Below are 14,273 nucleotides of genomic sequence, written 5' to 3' on the forward strand. Positions count from 1 at the left end.
AAAAAATGAAGATTAACGATTTTGATAAGCAACATGAATTTGATACTGAATCGGAGGTATTATTAGCTCCGGATGAAGTGGAAGTTGAAGGAAAACAATTGATTGTTTACAACGATGATTTTAACACCTTTGATCATGTCATAGAGTCGTTGATTAAAGTATGTAAACACGATCCCATACAAGCAGAGCAATGCACATTTTTGATTCATTATAAAGGAAAATGTTCTGTGAAAAAAGGTTCCTATGATGCTTTAGAACCGATGTGTACTGCATTGCTTGAAAGAGGAATTACTGCGGAGATTGAATAAAAAAATAGTTATGAAAAAGAAAATTGTATTAGCGGTTGGCGCATTGGCCATTGTGATTATTGCTTGTCAGAAAGTACCTATTACCGGACGAAAGCAAATGAGTTTGATATCCGAATCGGAAATGATTGGGATGAGTTTGACAAGTTATGCTGAGTTTTTATCAAAAAATCCTGCTGTAGCTGAAACCGATGCGAATGCAAAAATGGTTTCACGCATTGGTGTGAACATGCAAAAGGCAGTCGAGAAATTTATGGCAGATAAAGGTTTATCCAGCCGATTAGAAGGCTATCAATGGGAGTTTCACATGGTAAATGAAAATACAGTGAATGCTTGGTGTATGCCGGGCGGAAAGGTGGTTGTGTATTCTGGGTTACTTCCTGTAACACAAACTGAAGCCGGATTGGCTTGCGTAATGGGACACGAAATTGCACATGCAGTAGCCCGCCATGGGAACGAACGTATGAGCCAAGGTTTATTAGTACAAGCGGGTGGTGCGGCTTTGTCTGTTGCTCTTTCGCAAAAACCACAATTAACTCAAAATTTATTTTTACAATCGTATGGTGTTACTTCTCAGTTGGGAATGTTAAAATATTCCCGCACACATGAAAGTGAAGCGGATAAAATGGGCTTGGTTTTTATGGCGATTGCAGGTTATGACCCTTCGGAAGCGATTGCCTTTTGGGAGCGCATGGAACAAGCAAGCGGAGGAAATAAACCACCGGAAATTTTAAGCACTCATCCGAGTGATGCGACTCGTATAGCAGATATTAAAGCATTTTTGCCGGAGGCAATGAAGTATTATAAAAAGTAGTGGTGGAATATGAATCACATTGCTTTTAGCAGTGTGATTTCGTATTCACTATTGTTACTCTTTCTCAGTCAAAAAGCTTGTCAAGGTATCCACTAAATCATTCAATAGTACTTGTCTTTCAGAAGTAATATTTTTCTTGAAGTCTTTAACTTTTTTTATCGCAGCGTTCACATCCGTCTCTGTAAATGGCCCTTCCATATTTTCAATGGTGGTAATTGCTTCTAATGAGATAAGGTAGTTTTCATCCAATGCCAATAAAATAAAAAAGGGCAAGTATTTACTAAAATTAATTTCCGATTCCCAGCATGCTGCAACAAGGAGGTGGCGAACATCTTTGGCTTTCGGACTGGCAATTGCTAATAGCAAAGTATCACCACCTTTTTCTTTTTTTAATGTAAGCAAAGCCTCTTCTTTTATTTCTTTATTTGCAGGATCGGTCAGTAACGAGATCAGTGCAGAAATTTTATCTTCATTTGTTACAGGCATGGTGACACCATCTTGGGTGTTACCAACAATGGTAGTTGCGTATTCTTTGGAATTGAAATATTTTTTTAAGTCGTTTGTGGCGTCCATATTTATTTTTTTGATAACATAAAGTCCTTGTTATGATAACACAAATATCCGTAAATTTATTGATATGATTCATCAGAAATTTCTTTCAATTAAAGAGCCTTGTAGCCAAGTCTGGGAGACGATGCATTTTTCCGAAAAGGGTCGTTTTTGTAATTCTTGTCAAAAGCAGGTACATGATTTTTCTAATTCTTCTTTTGATCAAATTAGGCAAGCTTATTCTGAAAGTAACGGCAGCTTATGCGGAAGATTAACAGGAATGCAATTACACAAACAATATGTAGATTCACAAATTGAACGAGCTCACGTCTCTTATACTAAGCGATTCTGTCTTGCAGTAATTGTTTGTTTTGGAACAAGTTTATTTTCTATACAATCATCAAAAGCAACAGTTTTTTCTCATTTAAAAAATAATTTTTTCAAAATTGTTTCAGATACCAATATGATTGAAATTTGTGGTGTAGTTGCAGATAAGGAAACAAAGGAAGTAATGCCTTTTGTTACAGTTTCATTATTGGAGGGAGATTCATTAATTGCAATGGTTGAAACGGATAGTTTAGGTGAATACAAGTTTAATGTGGATACTAAAAAAATACGAAGCTCCGTATGGAAGTGAAATCAGTCGATTATACACTTGCTTTGAAAGAATTGATTTTAGAAAACAGCGTTTCAATTAACATTGATTTGGAAGTTATTCCTATCATGTTGGGTGGTATGGGCTTTCAAACAATTTCAATTCCAATTAAACATTTTAGTTATCCCAATATTGTAGACACACCTCCAATAAAAATTGAAGACTGAAAAATTAAAAATGCTCTCTCCAAATCAACACCATCACACCTGCAATCGCAATCAATGCCGCAATAATTGATTTTAGGGTTATTTTTTCTCTGTAAAACAAATAGGAGAGGGGCAATACAAAAACCGGCACTAAAGCAAATATGGTTTGGGCTACGGATGGTTTGTTGTGGAGTAAAGAAACCGCCAACATAGATGTGCTTACTCCAATAACAGGACCGAAGATCGTTCCTCCTAAAGCAAAAACAACTCCGTTGTTTTTATTTTCTAAAACGGGTTGAGTGGTTTCTTTAAACTTGCCTCTTACGATGGTAATCAAATACATAATCGAAGCAGCAATGATCATACGAATCCAAGTGGCTTGAAAAAAAGGTAAATCGTGTCCATTTATCTGTGATTCAAATCCTTTGTTAGCAAGTACTAGTCCGACACCCTGACAAACCGCTGATAAAATCGCAAACAAAATGCCTTTCTTGACAGAGCCAATTGCATGATTCTGCATGGGTTCTTTTCCGCCTCTGTTCAGGATTAACCATACAACTCCGGCAATGGTGATGAGAATGCCAATGATTCCAATAAAGTTGATGCGTTCACCAATTAGGAAAAATGCGGATAACAATGCGGCTGCAGGAGCAAGGGTTGTAAAGATACTTCCGATGCGGGTTCCCAAAATAACAAAAGAGGTAAACCCGAAATAATCACCCAGCGCTAATCCGATTAACCCGGATGCTCCAAACCAGAGCCAATGCTGTGGCAAAGGGCTTGTAAATAAATCGGAGAAGGATATGGGTAAAACAATTAGAGAGATAATAGTTAAAAAGATGACTGCAAATACAAGGCGAATGTGATTGACAGCATTTGGCCCCATCCTGCGGGCCGCTTCGGTAAATGGAAATATACCTATGCTCCAGGAAAGTGTGGTTCCTAATGCTACTAGTTCACCTAAATATTCAAATGTGTGGCTTTCCAACGATTTTCAGATTATGCATTGCAAATGTACCTTTTTGTCGGATCCCCCTCTTTTTTTGCTGTTAATAGTAGCATAAAATGTATTCATCGATAAAAAGTGCTATTTCGTAGTAAAATGTTAGTGTAATCGCACATTCAGGTGTTAATAAGTTCGTCCTCAGTGTTTTGCTTTTGTAAAAAAATTAAACTCTATTTGTTAAACCAATATTAAAAAAGTATACATGAACGCATTCAGAAAAATATCCATTATCGGCTTTTGTATTTCATTTTTTATGATTGCTCAAACTGCTGCTGCACAAAAGAGTCAAATCCCTGCAGAAAGTGCTGACTTTAAAGTTTTTCCTAATCCAAACCAAAGTGATGCTGACACCTATGTAAGTTTACAAGGTTTTAAGGCTGAAAATTTATTGGTGGTAGTTTATGATATGCTAGGTCGTGAAATCTACTCGAAAGTAGAATTAATGGAAAACGATGGTTTCTTATTCACCATTACTTCAGATGGTCATCGTTTAAATTCCGGCATCTATTTGATTTCCGCTTCGGCTAATGATAAAGTATTTCATCAAAAACTCATTGTAAAGTAAAAATTGTCTCTCTAAACAATTTCTAAAACAGCTCTTCATCTTCGGATAAGAGCTGTTTTTATTTTGGTACAATGCAGTTTATAGGATTCTTTAATCCTTCGTATTTAAACAGTCGTACTTTTATTGTTCCTACAACAATTGGGGTTTCTACATAAACTGGCATTTTGTTTTCATCATCGGTCACCCAAACCACCATGCCTTCACCACCTTTAAAAATCGTTCCTTCAATTAACTTCGGACTAAATTTGATGCATCGAACAGTGCCAAGCAATTCCGATTTTATTGTTTCTTTTCCAAGATAGCGAATATAAGAAGGGAACACTTCTCCATCTAAAACAAACGTAATCGGGATGGTATCTTTGGGTTTGTATTTTGAAAAATCCAAACAACGTGCATAAAATATGGCCGTCATCACATCATTGGTGCAAGCATTAACACTAATTGAATCTAATTTTGACGGCTTTCGATTGCGCTTGGAAGAGGTATATACCTTGTTTTTTTTCTGGTTAAACACATAATCATCATAGGTATAACTTCCACCTTCTTTGGCATCGCGAATAAAGCGCAATGGTTTTAATGTTGCAGTATCCGTATACGATTCATATTTATCGCGGACTTTATAAAACCAATCATACTTTGGATAAGTTGCTCCTAACCCTACAAAATGATACACATTTTTGCCGTTCATTTTATTTAGGAAAACACTGAAACTCGCTTCACCGGCTTCCATCCAGATGGCTCCCCAATTGTAGAATATTTTATAATTGAATTGTTCTCCGGCTTTAAAACTGTTGTTTTCTATTGTGCAATTCTTCTGTGCTAAAAGCGACAGTTGAAGGAAAAGAAATAAGAAAAACAGCCGTGTTTTCATCTTTTAAAAGTACGAATTATATTCTTTTAATATGGATGATTATTCTCTTCCATTTTAGCCAAATTTTGATATATTTGTTTAACGAAATTAAAACTCAAAAAATACATCAAAATGAAAAAAATAGCTACACTACTTTTTGCATGCATTTTAGGAATAAACACATTGTCGGCACAAACAATGGGTGGACCAGATGCTTATGGTTACATTTGGCGCGACAGCAATGATACGCTTGGACCGGTTTACAACTGGATTGATATACTTCCTTTGGTTGGTGCTCAAGAAGTACGCTTTTTGGCGGATGATAATACTGTTGGTTCATTCCCAATTGGTTTTCCTTTTCACTACTATTGGTACGATGTTTCTCAATTTTGGGTTGGCTCTAATGGATATATCGGTTTTACAAACGGACAAATTTCCGCTCCTTTTGGTATGATTCCAAATACTGCAGGTACACAAAATTTCTTAGCTGCAATGGCATGTGATTTATTATTTGATATTTCGAATACTGCTGAGTGCTGGCGATACACGAATCCTGCTCAAGACACATTAATTGTTTCTTGGTTGAATGTTCCTTTTTATGATGCGGCAATTCCTGCTGGTTCAGGCAACAATGAGTTTCAAATCATTTTAAGTGCGGTGGATAGTTCAATTACCTACCAATACAAAACACAAACCGGCTTTCCTGCTGCCGGAACGAATGTGGTAATCGGTATCGAAAACAATTCAGGAAACATTGGTTTGCAACATTCGTTGAATGTTTTTCCTCCTGTTAATTATGCAATCAAATACATGTATCCAAGTAATACGACTTATGTGGTTAATGATGCATCTACCACTTATAATGACAATACCGAAACAGGTGGTGTTTTCCGTTCGCGAAATGGATTGCCGTTTACGATGACAACCAGCATCAAAAATACAGGAAATCAAAATTTGCCTTCTTACAATGTGTTCTCTCGTGTGTTAAATTCCGTTGGATCAACCATTGTGTCGGACAATAAAATGAGCTTGGCGTCTACTCCGGGACAAACAGAGAACATGACCATGACGAATTTATTCAATCCGACAACTGCAGGAACATTTCGATTTTTAACAAATACACAATTACCGGGAGATGCAACTCCTAGTAATGATCAGAAAGTTCAGGAAATTGTGGTAATTGATACCACAACCACTGCAATTCGTTTATCATATGATAACAATGTGGAAGCTGGATTGGGCGGCTTAAACTGGACCGGTGGTGAAGGTGGTGCTGCCATCTATTTTGTTCCTCCTTGCTATCCCGTAAAACTTACAGAAATGTATGCATATATTGTTGCCAATCCAATGTCTGTAGGATATTCGATGGTGATTTATGATGATAATGTTGCTTCCGGTGCTGCTGGAACTCAATTGGATTCTATCTATATTCCTTCAACATCTGTATTCACTTCTACATGGAATACAATTCCTTTACCGACTGCATTGACCATTAACTCCGGTGGGGTATATGTGGCATGGGTGATGAATGGTGATGCATTGACCTTAGGACAAAATCAAGTTCCTCCTTTCTCTTTCCGTACGTTTGAAATTATCAGCAATACATGGGCGCCATACCGCTACCGTGAAACAGAGGATTTGATGATCAATATTGGAATCGAAAAGATTATTGTTTCAGGTGCAAGTATCACTGAAAATGCAATGAATAATTATTTCGGTGACTTTTATCCGAATCCTTCATCGACAATGGCGACAATCAATTATGATATTCCATTCAATGTGAAAAATCTATTCTATCAGTTGTATGATGTACAAGGTAAATTGGTAACGGTTACTTCTGCTAATATGCAGTCAAATTCAGGTAAGTTTTCTATTAACGTTGCTTCTTTAGACGCAGGTATCTATACATGCAAAATTGCTGTGGATGGGGAAGTGATTGTGAGAAAATTGGTGATTACCAAATAAAAGTTTTGTAATCAAAAACAAACGGCGTTCTAGAAATGGAACGCCTTTTTTTATTGGTTGTAAATAATCAGTTTAGTTCAAGCCACCAATCACTTCATCTATTTTTTTAGCAGATGGGAAATACGAAATAATCTTCTGTAAAACTTCATCCACAATCGAGTCAGGGCAGGAGGCACCACTCGTAAGGATGATATCAATGACATTCTTCTCCGGAATAAAATCAAGGCTGTGCAAGTGTTTCTGATGTGAAAAATCGAAATGGTGGATTTCATTTATAGAAACGATTTCTTTTGCAGAAGAAATAAAATACGTTGGAAGTTTTTCTTCACATAATTCCACAATGTGTGAAGTGTTGGAGCTGTTGTATCCACCAACAACAATTGCAATGTCGGCCTTATTTTTTAACAAACCATAGGTTGCTTCTTGATTTTCGTTGGTTGCATAACACAGTGTGTCTCGTGTATCCGCAAAATGATTCTTTAAGTCGGCATCTCCAAACTTCTGGACCATAATGCTTTTAAAATAATCGGCAATTTCTTGTGTTTCGGTTGCCAACATGGTTGTTTGATTGATTACACCTACGCGTTCAAGATGTTTTGTTGGGTCAAAATTGTCAGAGTGTTTGCCTTTGAATACCTTATTAAATGCATCGATGTCAATATTTCCTAAAATATATTCTCCAAGCACTCTGGATTCAACGATGTCTTTTACGATGATAGAAGGAGCATTTTGTTCACTTCGTGAATATGTTGCTCTGGTTTCTTCATGGTTAAATTTACCGTGAATAATAATACTGTATTTATCCTCGCCTAATTTCTCCGACTTTTTCCACACACGTTCTACAAATGGACAAGTGGTATCGTATTTTCGGACTTCGATGCCTAATCGGTTTAATTCCTTTTCAATCGTTAATGTGGTTCCAAAGGCAGGAATAATCACAATGTCGCTCGCATTTAACGCATCGAAAGGAATAATTTGATTGCCGGAGGTATCCATCAAAAATTTCACTCCACGGTTTAATAAATCGTTGTTTACATCCGGGTTATGAATCATTTGACTCAATAAGTATATTTTTTTATCGGGATTTTCTTCAATGGCTTTGTAAGAAATTTCAATCGCATTTTCAACACCATAACAAAAACCAAAATGTCGAGCAATGTGAAAACGCACCGGACCAAAATCCAAAAGGGTAGGGGTAAAATCCTTTTTACGTGGATCGTTTATTTTACGAATCTCTTTTACTTTTGAAATAACAGGACTTTTATAAAAATCGGGAATGTTAAAGTTTTTCATTGCGCAACAAAATTACGGATTTCTATTTAATAGAATTAATAATTTGTTTGGCAATATGTTCTGTTTGTATTCGAATATCCGGAATGGCTGTTGTTTCCCAAAATAAGCCACGAAGCATGGAGCCAAGGGCATACAAATCTTTAGAGACTTCTTGGTTGTTTTGTAAAACTTCACCATTGATTGTTGCTTGTATACCCATTTTTAATGGATCTGAAAGAATCATTTTTTTGCTCAATAAATTCATGATTAGCTGATCTTGCAAATCGTTGTAATTCGTTTGCGGACCTGTACAATTCACAACTGTTCCCACATTTAATTCACGAATAACCGACTGCTTTCTCAATTGAATGGTTACTGAAATATTCCCGCTTTGTTCCTGCAGATTGTCAATTCGTCCTCCTATCACCTCCATTTGTCCGGATGTTTGGAGTTGATTCATCTCCTCATATGTTTTAATAGGCAAGCGGTGGCGCACAACACCCCAGATATGTCGCAAGTGTGAAATAAACTGTTGTTTATCTTTCTCTGATAAATGCAGCCAGATCTGCTGAGCATTCGGACGTAAAGAATCGATCACCGCTCTCCAGGTAATATTCTCTTTGGCTGCTTTGCGGATATGTTTTCGAATCGTTTTGTAGATGTCGAGTAATGACTTATTTTCTAACTCCGAATAGAAATCAGGATAGGTTTCAAGAGGGCCATGAGCAACAGGAGTGTAGCCTCTCGGTGAAACAACATAGATTGTTTTTTGGAAATCGATTTTCTTTAAACTTAAAATACAATCAACCATTGTTAATCCTGTGCCAATCAGCAATATATTTTTATCAGTAGCTATGTTATTTAGATAATCGTTTGTCCACGGATTTTGAAAATAACGATTGCTTTTATAAAAAGCAGGCGACTTTAATTTGGGAGAAGCGGGAAGAAAATTTCCCAATGCTAAAACGATTTTATCCGCAAAAACCGAATTGTTGGTGTTTAATAGAATCTCATAGTGATTCTTTGATTTTTGTATGTCGATTGCTCTGGCATCAATCACTTCCAGTTGTTGGTTGCTTTGATATTTTTCAACGAGTTCGAGCAGGTAGTTTCCATATACTTTGCGTGGGACAAATTCATTGGTCGGATTTGTTGAATAGCCTTTTGAGATCAACCAATCAGAAAAGTGGTTGGGCTTATTTTTAAATGCACTCATTCGTCCTGCAGGAACATTTAACAGATGCTCCGATTCGTTGGTGCTGTATGCAATTCCCAAACCGAGTGGAGGCCCTGAATGAATAATTTTCACCCGAACCGTTTTGCTCCTCTCAAGCAATTGTATTGCTGTGAATGTTCCGCTCCAGCCACCGCCAATAACAACAATTGTTTTCATCTGCAAGTAAAATTAGGAACTTACCATCTGATTTCAGATAATTTTTGTCTGTTTTATCAACAATTAATTGTGAATGCATTGTTGTTTGAACCCCAACAAATTTAAGATTACTCAGTAATTTTGTAGGAATGAAAACAAAACGTCCTTTAATACTCGTTACCAACGATGATGGTATTACTGCTCCAGGAATTGCTTCCTTAATTGAAGTGGTGAAGACCATCGGTGATGTGGTGGTGGTGGCACCCGACAAGCCACAATCAGGCATGGGGCATGCAATTACCATCAATGCCACCTTGCGCATTCACAAAGTAAATATTTACGGTGTAAAAGAAGAGTACAGCTGTACCGGTACTCCAGTAGATTGTGTCAAAATTGCCATCAATAAAATTTTAAAACGCAAACCGGATATAGTGGTGTCAGGAATCAACCATGGATCAAATATGTCCATCAACGTTATTTATTCCGGAACAATGTCGGCTGCTGTTGAAGGTGCTATTGAAGGCGTTCCTTCAGTAGGTTTTTCATTGCTGAATGAATCCATTGATGCTGATTTTACAGCCGCAAAAAAGATTGTAAAAACAATCGTAAATCAAGTCCTTGAAAATGGAATGCCTAAAGGTGTTTGTTTAAACGTAAATATTCCGAAAGTAAAATACGATTTGATTAAAGGAATAAAAGTATGCCGACAAGCACGAGCAAACTGGATTGAAGAGCTGGACGAACGAAAAGATCCTAGCGGGAAAACCTATTTTTGGCTCACCGGCCGATTTGATAACTATGATAAAGGGAAAAAAGATACGGACGTATGGGCATTGGAAAATCAATACGTTTCGATTGTTCCTACTCAGTTTGATATGACCGCACACCATTCGATTAAAGAAATTGAAAAGTGGAAACTTTAAATTAAATAAAATGAAAAATTTTAATTGGAATCAAACATGGGTAGGGTTGGTGTTGGGCATCTTAACACCCATCATCGTTTACACGATCTATTATTTTTTCGTGTACGATTCCGGAATCAAAAAAATAAATGTGAGCTTGTGCATCGCTGCGAACTTAATACCTTTTTATGTATATCAACGCAGAGATAAATACAATGGTTTAAAAGGTGTTTTGATTTCTACATTGGCTTGGGCCGGTATTATTTTTTGCTTGACCTTTTTTACCAACTACTTACGCATCGGATAAATGAACTACTACATCATAGCAGGCGAAGCGTCAGGGGATTTACATGCTTCCAATTTAATGAAATCCTTAAAAGTGTTGGATACAGCTGCTCAGTTTCGTTGTTGGGGAGGCGATTTAATGCAAAAGCAAGGTGGCGAAATTGTGAAACATTACCGCGATTTAGCGTTCATGGGATTTACAGAAGTCCTGATGAATATTCGCACCATCTTTAAAAATATTGATTTATGTAAAAAAGATATCTTAGAACATCGTCCGGATGTATTAATCCTTGTGGATTATCCCGGATTCAATCTGCGCATTGCGGAGTTTGCAAAAGCAAACAATATTAAAGTGTTTTATTATATCTCTCCACAAATTTGGGCTTGGAAACAATCACGTGTACATAAAATCAAAAAGATTGTAGACAAAATGTTTGTGATTCTTCCCTTCGAAAAAGAATTTTACAGCCGTTTTGATTACCCTGTTGATTTTGTTGGACATCCTTTGTTGGACGCTGTAGATAATTATTCGAGTGAATCAAGCGAATTGGGAATTGTGACCGATAAACCGATTATTGCGATTTTACCGGGAAGTAGGAAACAAGAAATTTCTACATTATTACCTTTGATGTTATCGATGCGAAAATTTTATCCGAACTACCAATTTGTGGTGGCGGGCGCTCCTTCGCAAACTCCGGAATATTATCAAACCTTTTTTCCGGATAAGGATGTGAAAATTGTTTTTGGAAAAACCTATCAATTGCTTCAAAAATCTGAAGCAGCATTGGTGGCTTCAGGAACAGCAACCCTTGAAACTGCTTTGTTTGGCGTACCTGAAGTGGTGTGTTACATTGCCGGAAAAATCTCATATATAATTGCCAAACAATTGATAAAAGTAAAATACATTTCCTTGGTGAACCTCATTATGGACAAAGAGATTGTTCGAGAGTTGATTCAAGACGATTTGAATGAACAAAATTTGAAATTGGAATTGGATAAACTTCTAATACCCGAAACACGAAACAAACTTCTGGCTGATTATGCCGAACTAAAAACCAAATTAGGCGGTTTGGGTGCATCACAAAAAACAGCGCAGTTGATGATCAATTATTTGAAACAGTAATGCAAATGAAAAAACTACTTTTATTCCTTTCTTGCTTTTCTGTTTTTATCTCTACGCATGCGGCTGTAATTAATGTTCGAATCCTGACCACCAAAGTGATTCAATCCTTTATCTTTTCTCCAATAAACGGTACCTATGATGTTTATGGTGATGGCGTATTGCTTTTAAATAGTGATACTCCTGGAATTTTTCAACTCACCATCGAAAAGGATTCCATTATTTTAAAAACATTTGAACATACCATCGGTAAATATGCTTCCCTCAAAATGCTTTCGAAACAACCTGGTGGTGCATTTAAAATTAAATCCGTTGTTCCGGAGGGAAAAGTACGAACCTATGAAGATGATGTAACCATTCACTTAACGTCTGATAAAAAGCAGTTTTTGCTCATCAACAAAGTAGACATTGAAAAATACATTGGTGGAGTAGTGGAGTCAGAATCCGGAAAACGAACCAGTTTAGAATATTATAAGTTGCAATCGATTTTATGCAGAACCTATTTATTGGCACACATCACTCGCCATGTCCCGGAAGGCTTTCAGGTATGTGACGATGTGCATTGTCAAGCTTATTTGAGCCGTACAACCGATGCAGACATTCAAAAAGGAGTGAACGATACAAAAGGTTTAGTTGTAGTGGACAATGATTTAAATTTAATTACAGCTGCCTTTCATTCCAATTGTGGCGGACAAACCGTGGCTTCACAAGATGTTTGGGCAATGTCAACCTCGTACTTAAAATCGGTGAAGGATACATTTTGTATGTCGCAAACCCATGCGCATTGGAAACGCAGTATTCCCTTGGAAGATTGGAAAGCATACTTACAATTAAAACATAAATATCCGGTAGACGATAGTTTGAAGTTAAACAATGCAACCACTTTTTCGCAACCGAATGGAAGAGCGATTTATTTTACAGATAAAGATTTAAAAATTCCATTGAAAGTAATTCGTGCGGACTTCCAACTGAAATCAACCTACTTTTCCGTAGAACAACAAGGCGAAACGGTTGTGTTTAATGGACGAGGTTATGGGCATGGAGTTGGTTTGTGTCAGGAGGGAGCCATGCGTATGGCCGGTTTAAATTATTCGTATAAAGAGATCTTAAATTTCTATTATAAAGATGTGCACTTGGTGGATTTATCTGCTTTGAGTTATTTTCGACAGGAATAATTTTCTCTCGAGCGGTTCCACTATGCCAACCGTAATTACTTGCCACGACAAGGGGGATCCTAGCTAATAGTCTAAATTATCTTTTGAGTTATGGGTATTATGGAGCGTCATTGCGAGGAACGAAGCAATCTGTGTTTCAAATAGGACTTATCTTCACATCATGATAGATTGCTTCGTTCCTCGCAATGACGAACTGAAAGAAAATCTTTCTTATCTTTATTCGTGCGATTTACTATTAAATATCTTTTATTACTTACTCTTTCAGTTGCTTATCGTAATTCAGTCGGACAAACTGCGCAAGATAGTACGAAGGTACTTCCACCCATTCATGGAGCGAGAACGGTAAATTATGCGGCAGATTCAAATTCGATTCAACCTTTTTCGAAAAAGCGTTTTGTTCTTGTGGCAGGCGCAGAAACAATATTATACACTGGCTCACTCATTGGCTTAAATGAATTATGGTACAAAGACTATCCGCGTTCATCCATGCATTCTTTTGACGATACCAGAGAATGGTTGCAAATGGATAAAGTAGGACATGTAACAACATCTTATTACATCGGAAGAGTTGGAACTCAACTTTATAAATGGAGTGGTGTAAAACGCAAAAAAGCCATTTGGTATGGTGGAATGTTAGGCTCTGTTTATCAAAGTACAATCGAAGTATTGGATGGATATTCTTCCGAGTGGGGATTTTCATGGGGCGATTTTGCTTCAAATACTGCTGGTTCGTTGTTGTGCATTGGACAAGAATTGGCGTGGGATGAACAGCGCATTGTATTGAAATTCTCGTTTATGCAAAGCGAATATTCAAAATTTCGCCCGAATGTGTTGGGCAAGAATTTGCAAGAAAATATTTTAAAAGATTATAACGGACAAACGTATTGGCTTTCGGTGAATCTCGCTTCGTTCATGCGCAAAGAAACGAAATTTCCTAAATGGCTAAATGTGGCAGTTGGTTATGGTGCAAACGGAATGACAGGTGGAGATTTTAATCCTCCGTATACCGATGCCGATGGTTTTCAAATTCGTCACGATCGTTACCGCCAATACTATTTATCGTTGGATGTAGACTTAACTCGAATAAAAACAAAATCGAAATTCCTGAATACGGTATTTTATTCAATCGGTTATTTGAAAATTCCGGCACCCGCTATTGAGTTTTCTGAAAAAGGTGTAAAGGGAAGTTGGTTGGGGTTTTAAGCTATAGCGATTGTATCCTATTATCTATTTTGATTCCATTTCAATATGTTTATTTATGTGTAATATTCTAACAATAGAACACACAGGAT

16 protein-coding genes are annotated in these 14,273 nt (G+C 37.0%); 11 read left to right on the forward strand and 5 right to left on the reverse strand.

Going from position 1 to position 14,273, the window contains the following annotated elements; all coding sequences use genetic code 11:
* Window positions 1–5: 5 nt before the first annotated feature.
* Entirely contained in the window at window positions 6–308 is a 303-nt protein-coding gene (locus IPP64_07055) for an ATP-dependent Clp protease adaptor ClpS (GenBank protein ID MBL0329164.1), read from the forward strand.
* 10 nt (window positions 309–318) lie between these two features.
* Window positions 319–1,119: a M48 family metallopeptidase gene (locus IPP64_07060; GenBank protein MBL0329165.1), complete on the forward strand. Its 801-nt coding sequence runs from the start codon at window positions 319–321 to the stop codon at window positions 1,117–1,119.
* Window positions 1,120–1,173: 54 nt separating this feature from the next.
* Here IPP64_07060 and IPP64_07065 read toward each other — a convergent pair whose 3' ends face one another.
* Window positions 1,174–1,692 carry a hypothetical protein gene (locus tag IPP64_07065; GenBank protein ID MBL0329166.1) on the reverse strand — a complete coding sequence of 173 codons (519 nt, stop codon included), beginning with the start codon at window positions 1,690–1,692 and terminating at the stop codon, window positions 1,174–1,176.
* 64 nt (window positions 1,693–1,756) lie between these two features.
* On the opposite strand from IPP64_07065, the gene IPP64_07070 reads away from it, so the two are divergent.
* Entirely contained in the window at window positions 1,757–2,305 is a 549-nt protein-coding gene (locus IPP64_07070; protein ID MBL0329167.1) for a hypothetical protein, read from the forward strand.
* A complete protein-coding gene (locus IPP64_07075) occupies window positions 2,296–2,490 on the forward strand; it encodes a hypothetical protein (protein ID MBL0329168.1) in 195 nt (64 codons plus the stop codon). The genes IPP64_07070 and IPP64_07075 overlap by 10 nt, the downstream gene beginning before the upstream one ends.
* 4 nt (window positions 2,491–2,494) lie before the next feature.
* Here IPP64_07075 and IPP64_07080 read toward each other — a convergent pair whose 3' ends face one another.
* On the reverse strand, window positions 2,495–3,457 hold the full coding sequence (locus IPP64_07080) for a DMT family transporter (GenBank protein ID MBL0329169.1): 963 nt from the start codon (window positions 3,455–3,457) through the stop codon (window positions 2,495–2,497).
* Window positions 3,458–3,677: 220 nt separating this feature from the next.
* Between IPP64_07080 and IPP64_07085 the strand changes: the two genes are divergently transcribed.
* Entirely contained in the window at window positions 3,678–4,040 is a 363-nt protein-coding gene (locus IPP64_07085; protein ID MBL0329170.1) for a T9SS type A sorting domain-containing protein, read from the forward strand.
* A gap of 58 nt (window positions 4,041–4,098) precedes the next feature.
* Here the strand turns inward: IPP64_07085 and IPP64_07090 are convergent, their stop codons facing one another.
* Window positions 4,099–4,911 carry a DUF3108 domain-containing protein gene (locus IPP64_07090; protein ID MBL0329171.1) on the reverse strand — a complete coding sequence of 271 codons (813 nt, stop codon included), beginning with the start codon at window positions 4,909–4,911 and terminating at the stop codon, window positions 4,099–4,101.
* A gap of 111 nt (window positions 4,912–5,022) precedes the next feature.
* On the opposite strand from IPP64_07090, the gene IPP64_07095 reads away from it, so the two are divergent.
* The gene (locus IPP64_07095) at window positions 5,023–6,855 is read left to right on the forward strand and encodes a T9SS type A sorting domain-containing protein (GenBank protein ID MBL0329172.1); all 1,833 of its coding nucleotides are present in this window, start codon (window positions 5,023–5,025) and stop codon (window positions 6,853–6,855) included.
* A gap of 72 nt (window positions 6,856–6,927) precedes the next feature.
* Here the strand turns inward: IPP64_07095 and IPP64_07100 are convergent, their stop codons facing one another.
* Window positions 6,928–8,148 (reverse strand): 4-hydroxy-3-methylbut-2-enyl diphosphate reductase, encoded by a 1,221-nt coding sequence (locus tag IPP64_07100; protein ID MBL0329173.1) that lies wholly within the window; start codon window positions 8,146–8,148, stop codon window positions 6,928–6,930.
* A 22-nt stretch (window positions 8,149–8,170) separates the two neighbouring features.
* Window positions 8,171–9,520, reverse strand: coding sequence for an FAD/NAD(P)-binding protein (locus tag IPP64_07105; GenBank protein ID MBL0329174.1), 1,350 nt, complete (start codon window positions 9,518–9,520; stop codon window positions 8,171–8,173).
* Between the two features lie 128 nt (window positions 9,521–9,648).
* Between IPP64_07105 and surE the strand changes: the two genes are divergently transcribed.
* The 5 genes from surE to IPP64_07130 all read left to right on the forward strand — a co-directional run bounded on the left by surE (window position 9,649) and on the right by IPP64_07130 (window position 14,184).
* Window positions 9,649–10,422: a 5'/3'-nucleotidase SurE gene (gene surE / locus IPP64_07110; GenBank protein ID MBL0329175.1), complete on the forward strand. Its 774-nt coding sequence runs from the start codon at window positions 9,649–9,651 to the stop codon at window positions 10,420–10,422.
* 10 nt (window positions 10,423–10,432) lie between these two features.
* Window positions 10,433–10,708 carry a hypothetical protein gene (locus IPP64_07115; protein MBL0329176.1) on the forward strand — a complete coding sequence of 92 codons (276 nt, stop codon included), beginning with the start codon at window positions 10,433–10,435 and terminating at the stop codon, window positions 10,706–10,708.
* Complete coding sequence (lpxB, locus tag IPP64_07120; protein ID MBL0329177.1) at window positions 10,709–11,809, forward strand: lipid-A-disaccharide synthase; 1,101 nt, start codon at window positions 10,709–10,711, stop codon at window positions 11,807–11,809.
* Between the two features lie 5 nt (window positions 11,810–11,814).
* Window positions 11,815–12,981 carry a SpoIID/LytB domain-containing protein gene (locus tag IPP64_07125; GenBank protein MBL0329178.1) on the forward strand — a complete coding sequence of 389 codons (1,167 nt, stop codon included), beginning with the start codon at window positions 11,815–11,817 and terminating at the stop codon, window positions 12,979–12,981.
* Between the two features lie 222 nt (window positions 12,982–13,203).
* Window positions 13,204–14,184, forward strand: a complete 981-nt coding sequence (locus IPP64_07130) for a DUF2279 domain-containing protein (GenBank protein MBL0329179.1) — start codon at window positions 13,204–13,206, stop codon at window positions 14,182–14,184.
* Window positions 14,185–14,273: the final 89 nt, after the last annotated feature.

Source organism: Bacteroidota bacterium (assembly GCA_016722565.1).
In the GTDB taxonomy this organism is placed as follows: Bacteria; Bacteroidota; Bacteroidia; order 2-12-FULL-35-15; family 2-12-FULL-35-15; genus 2-12-FULL-35-15.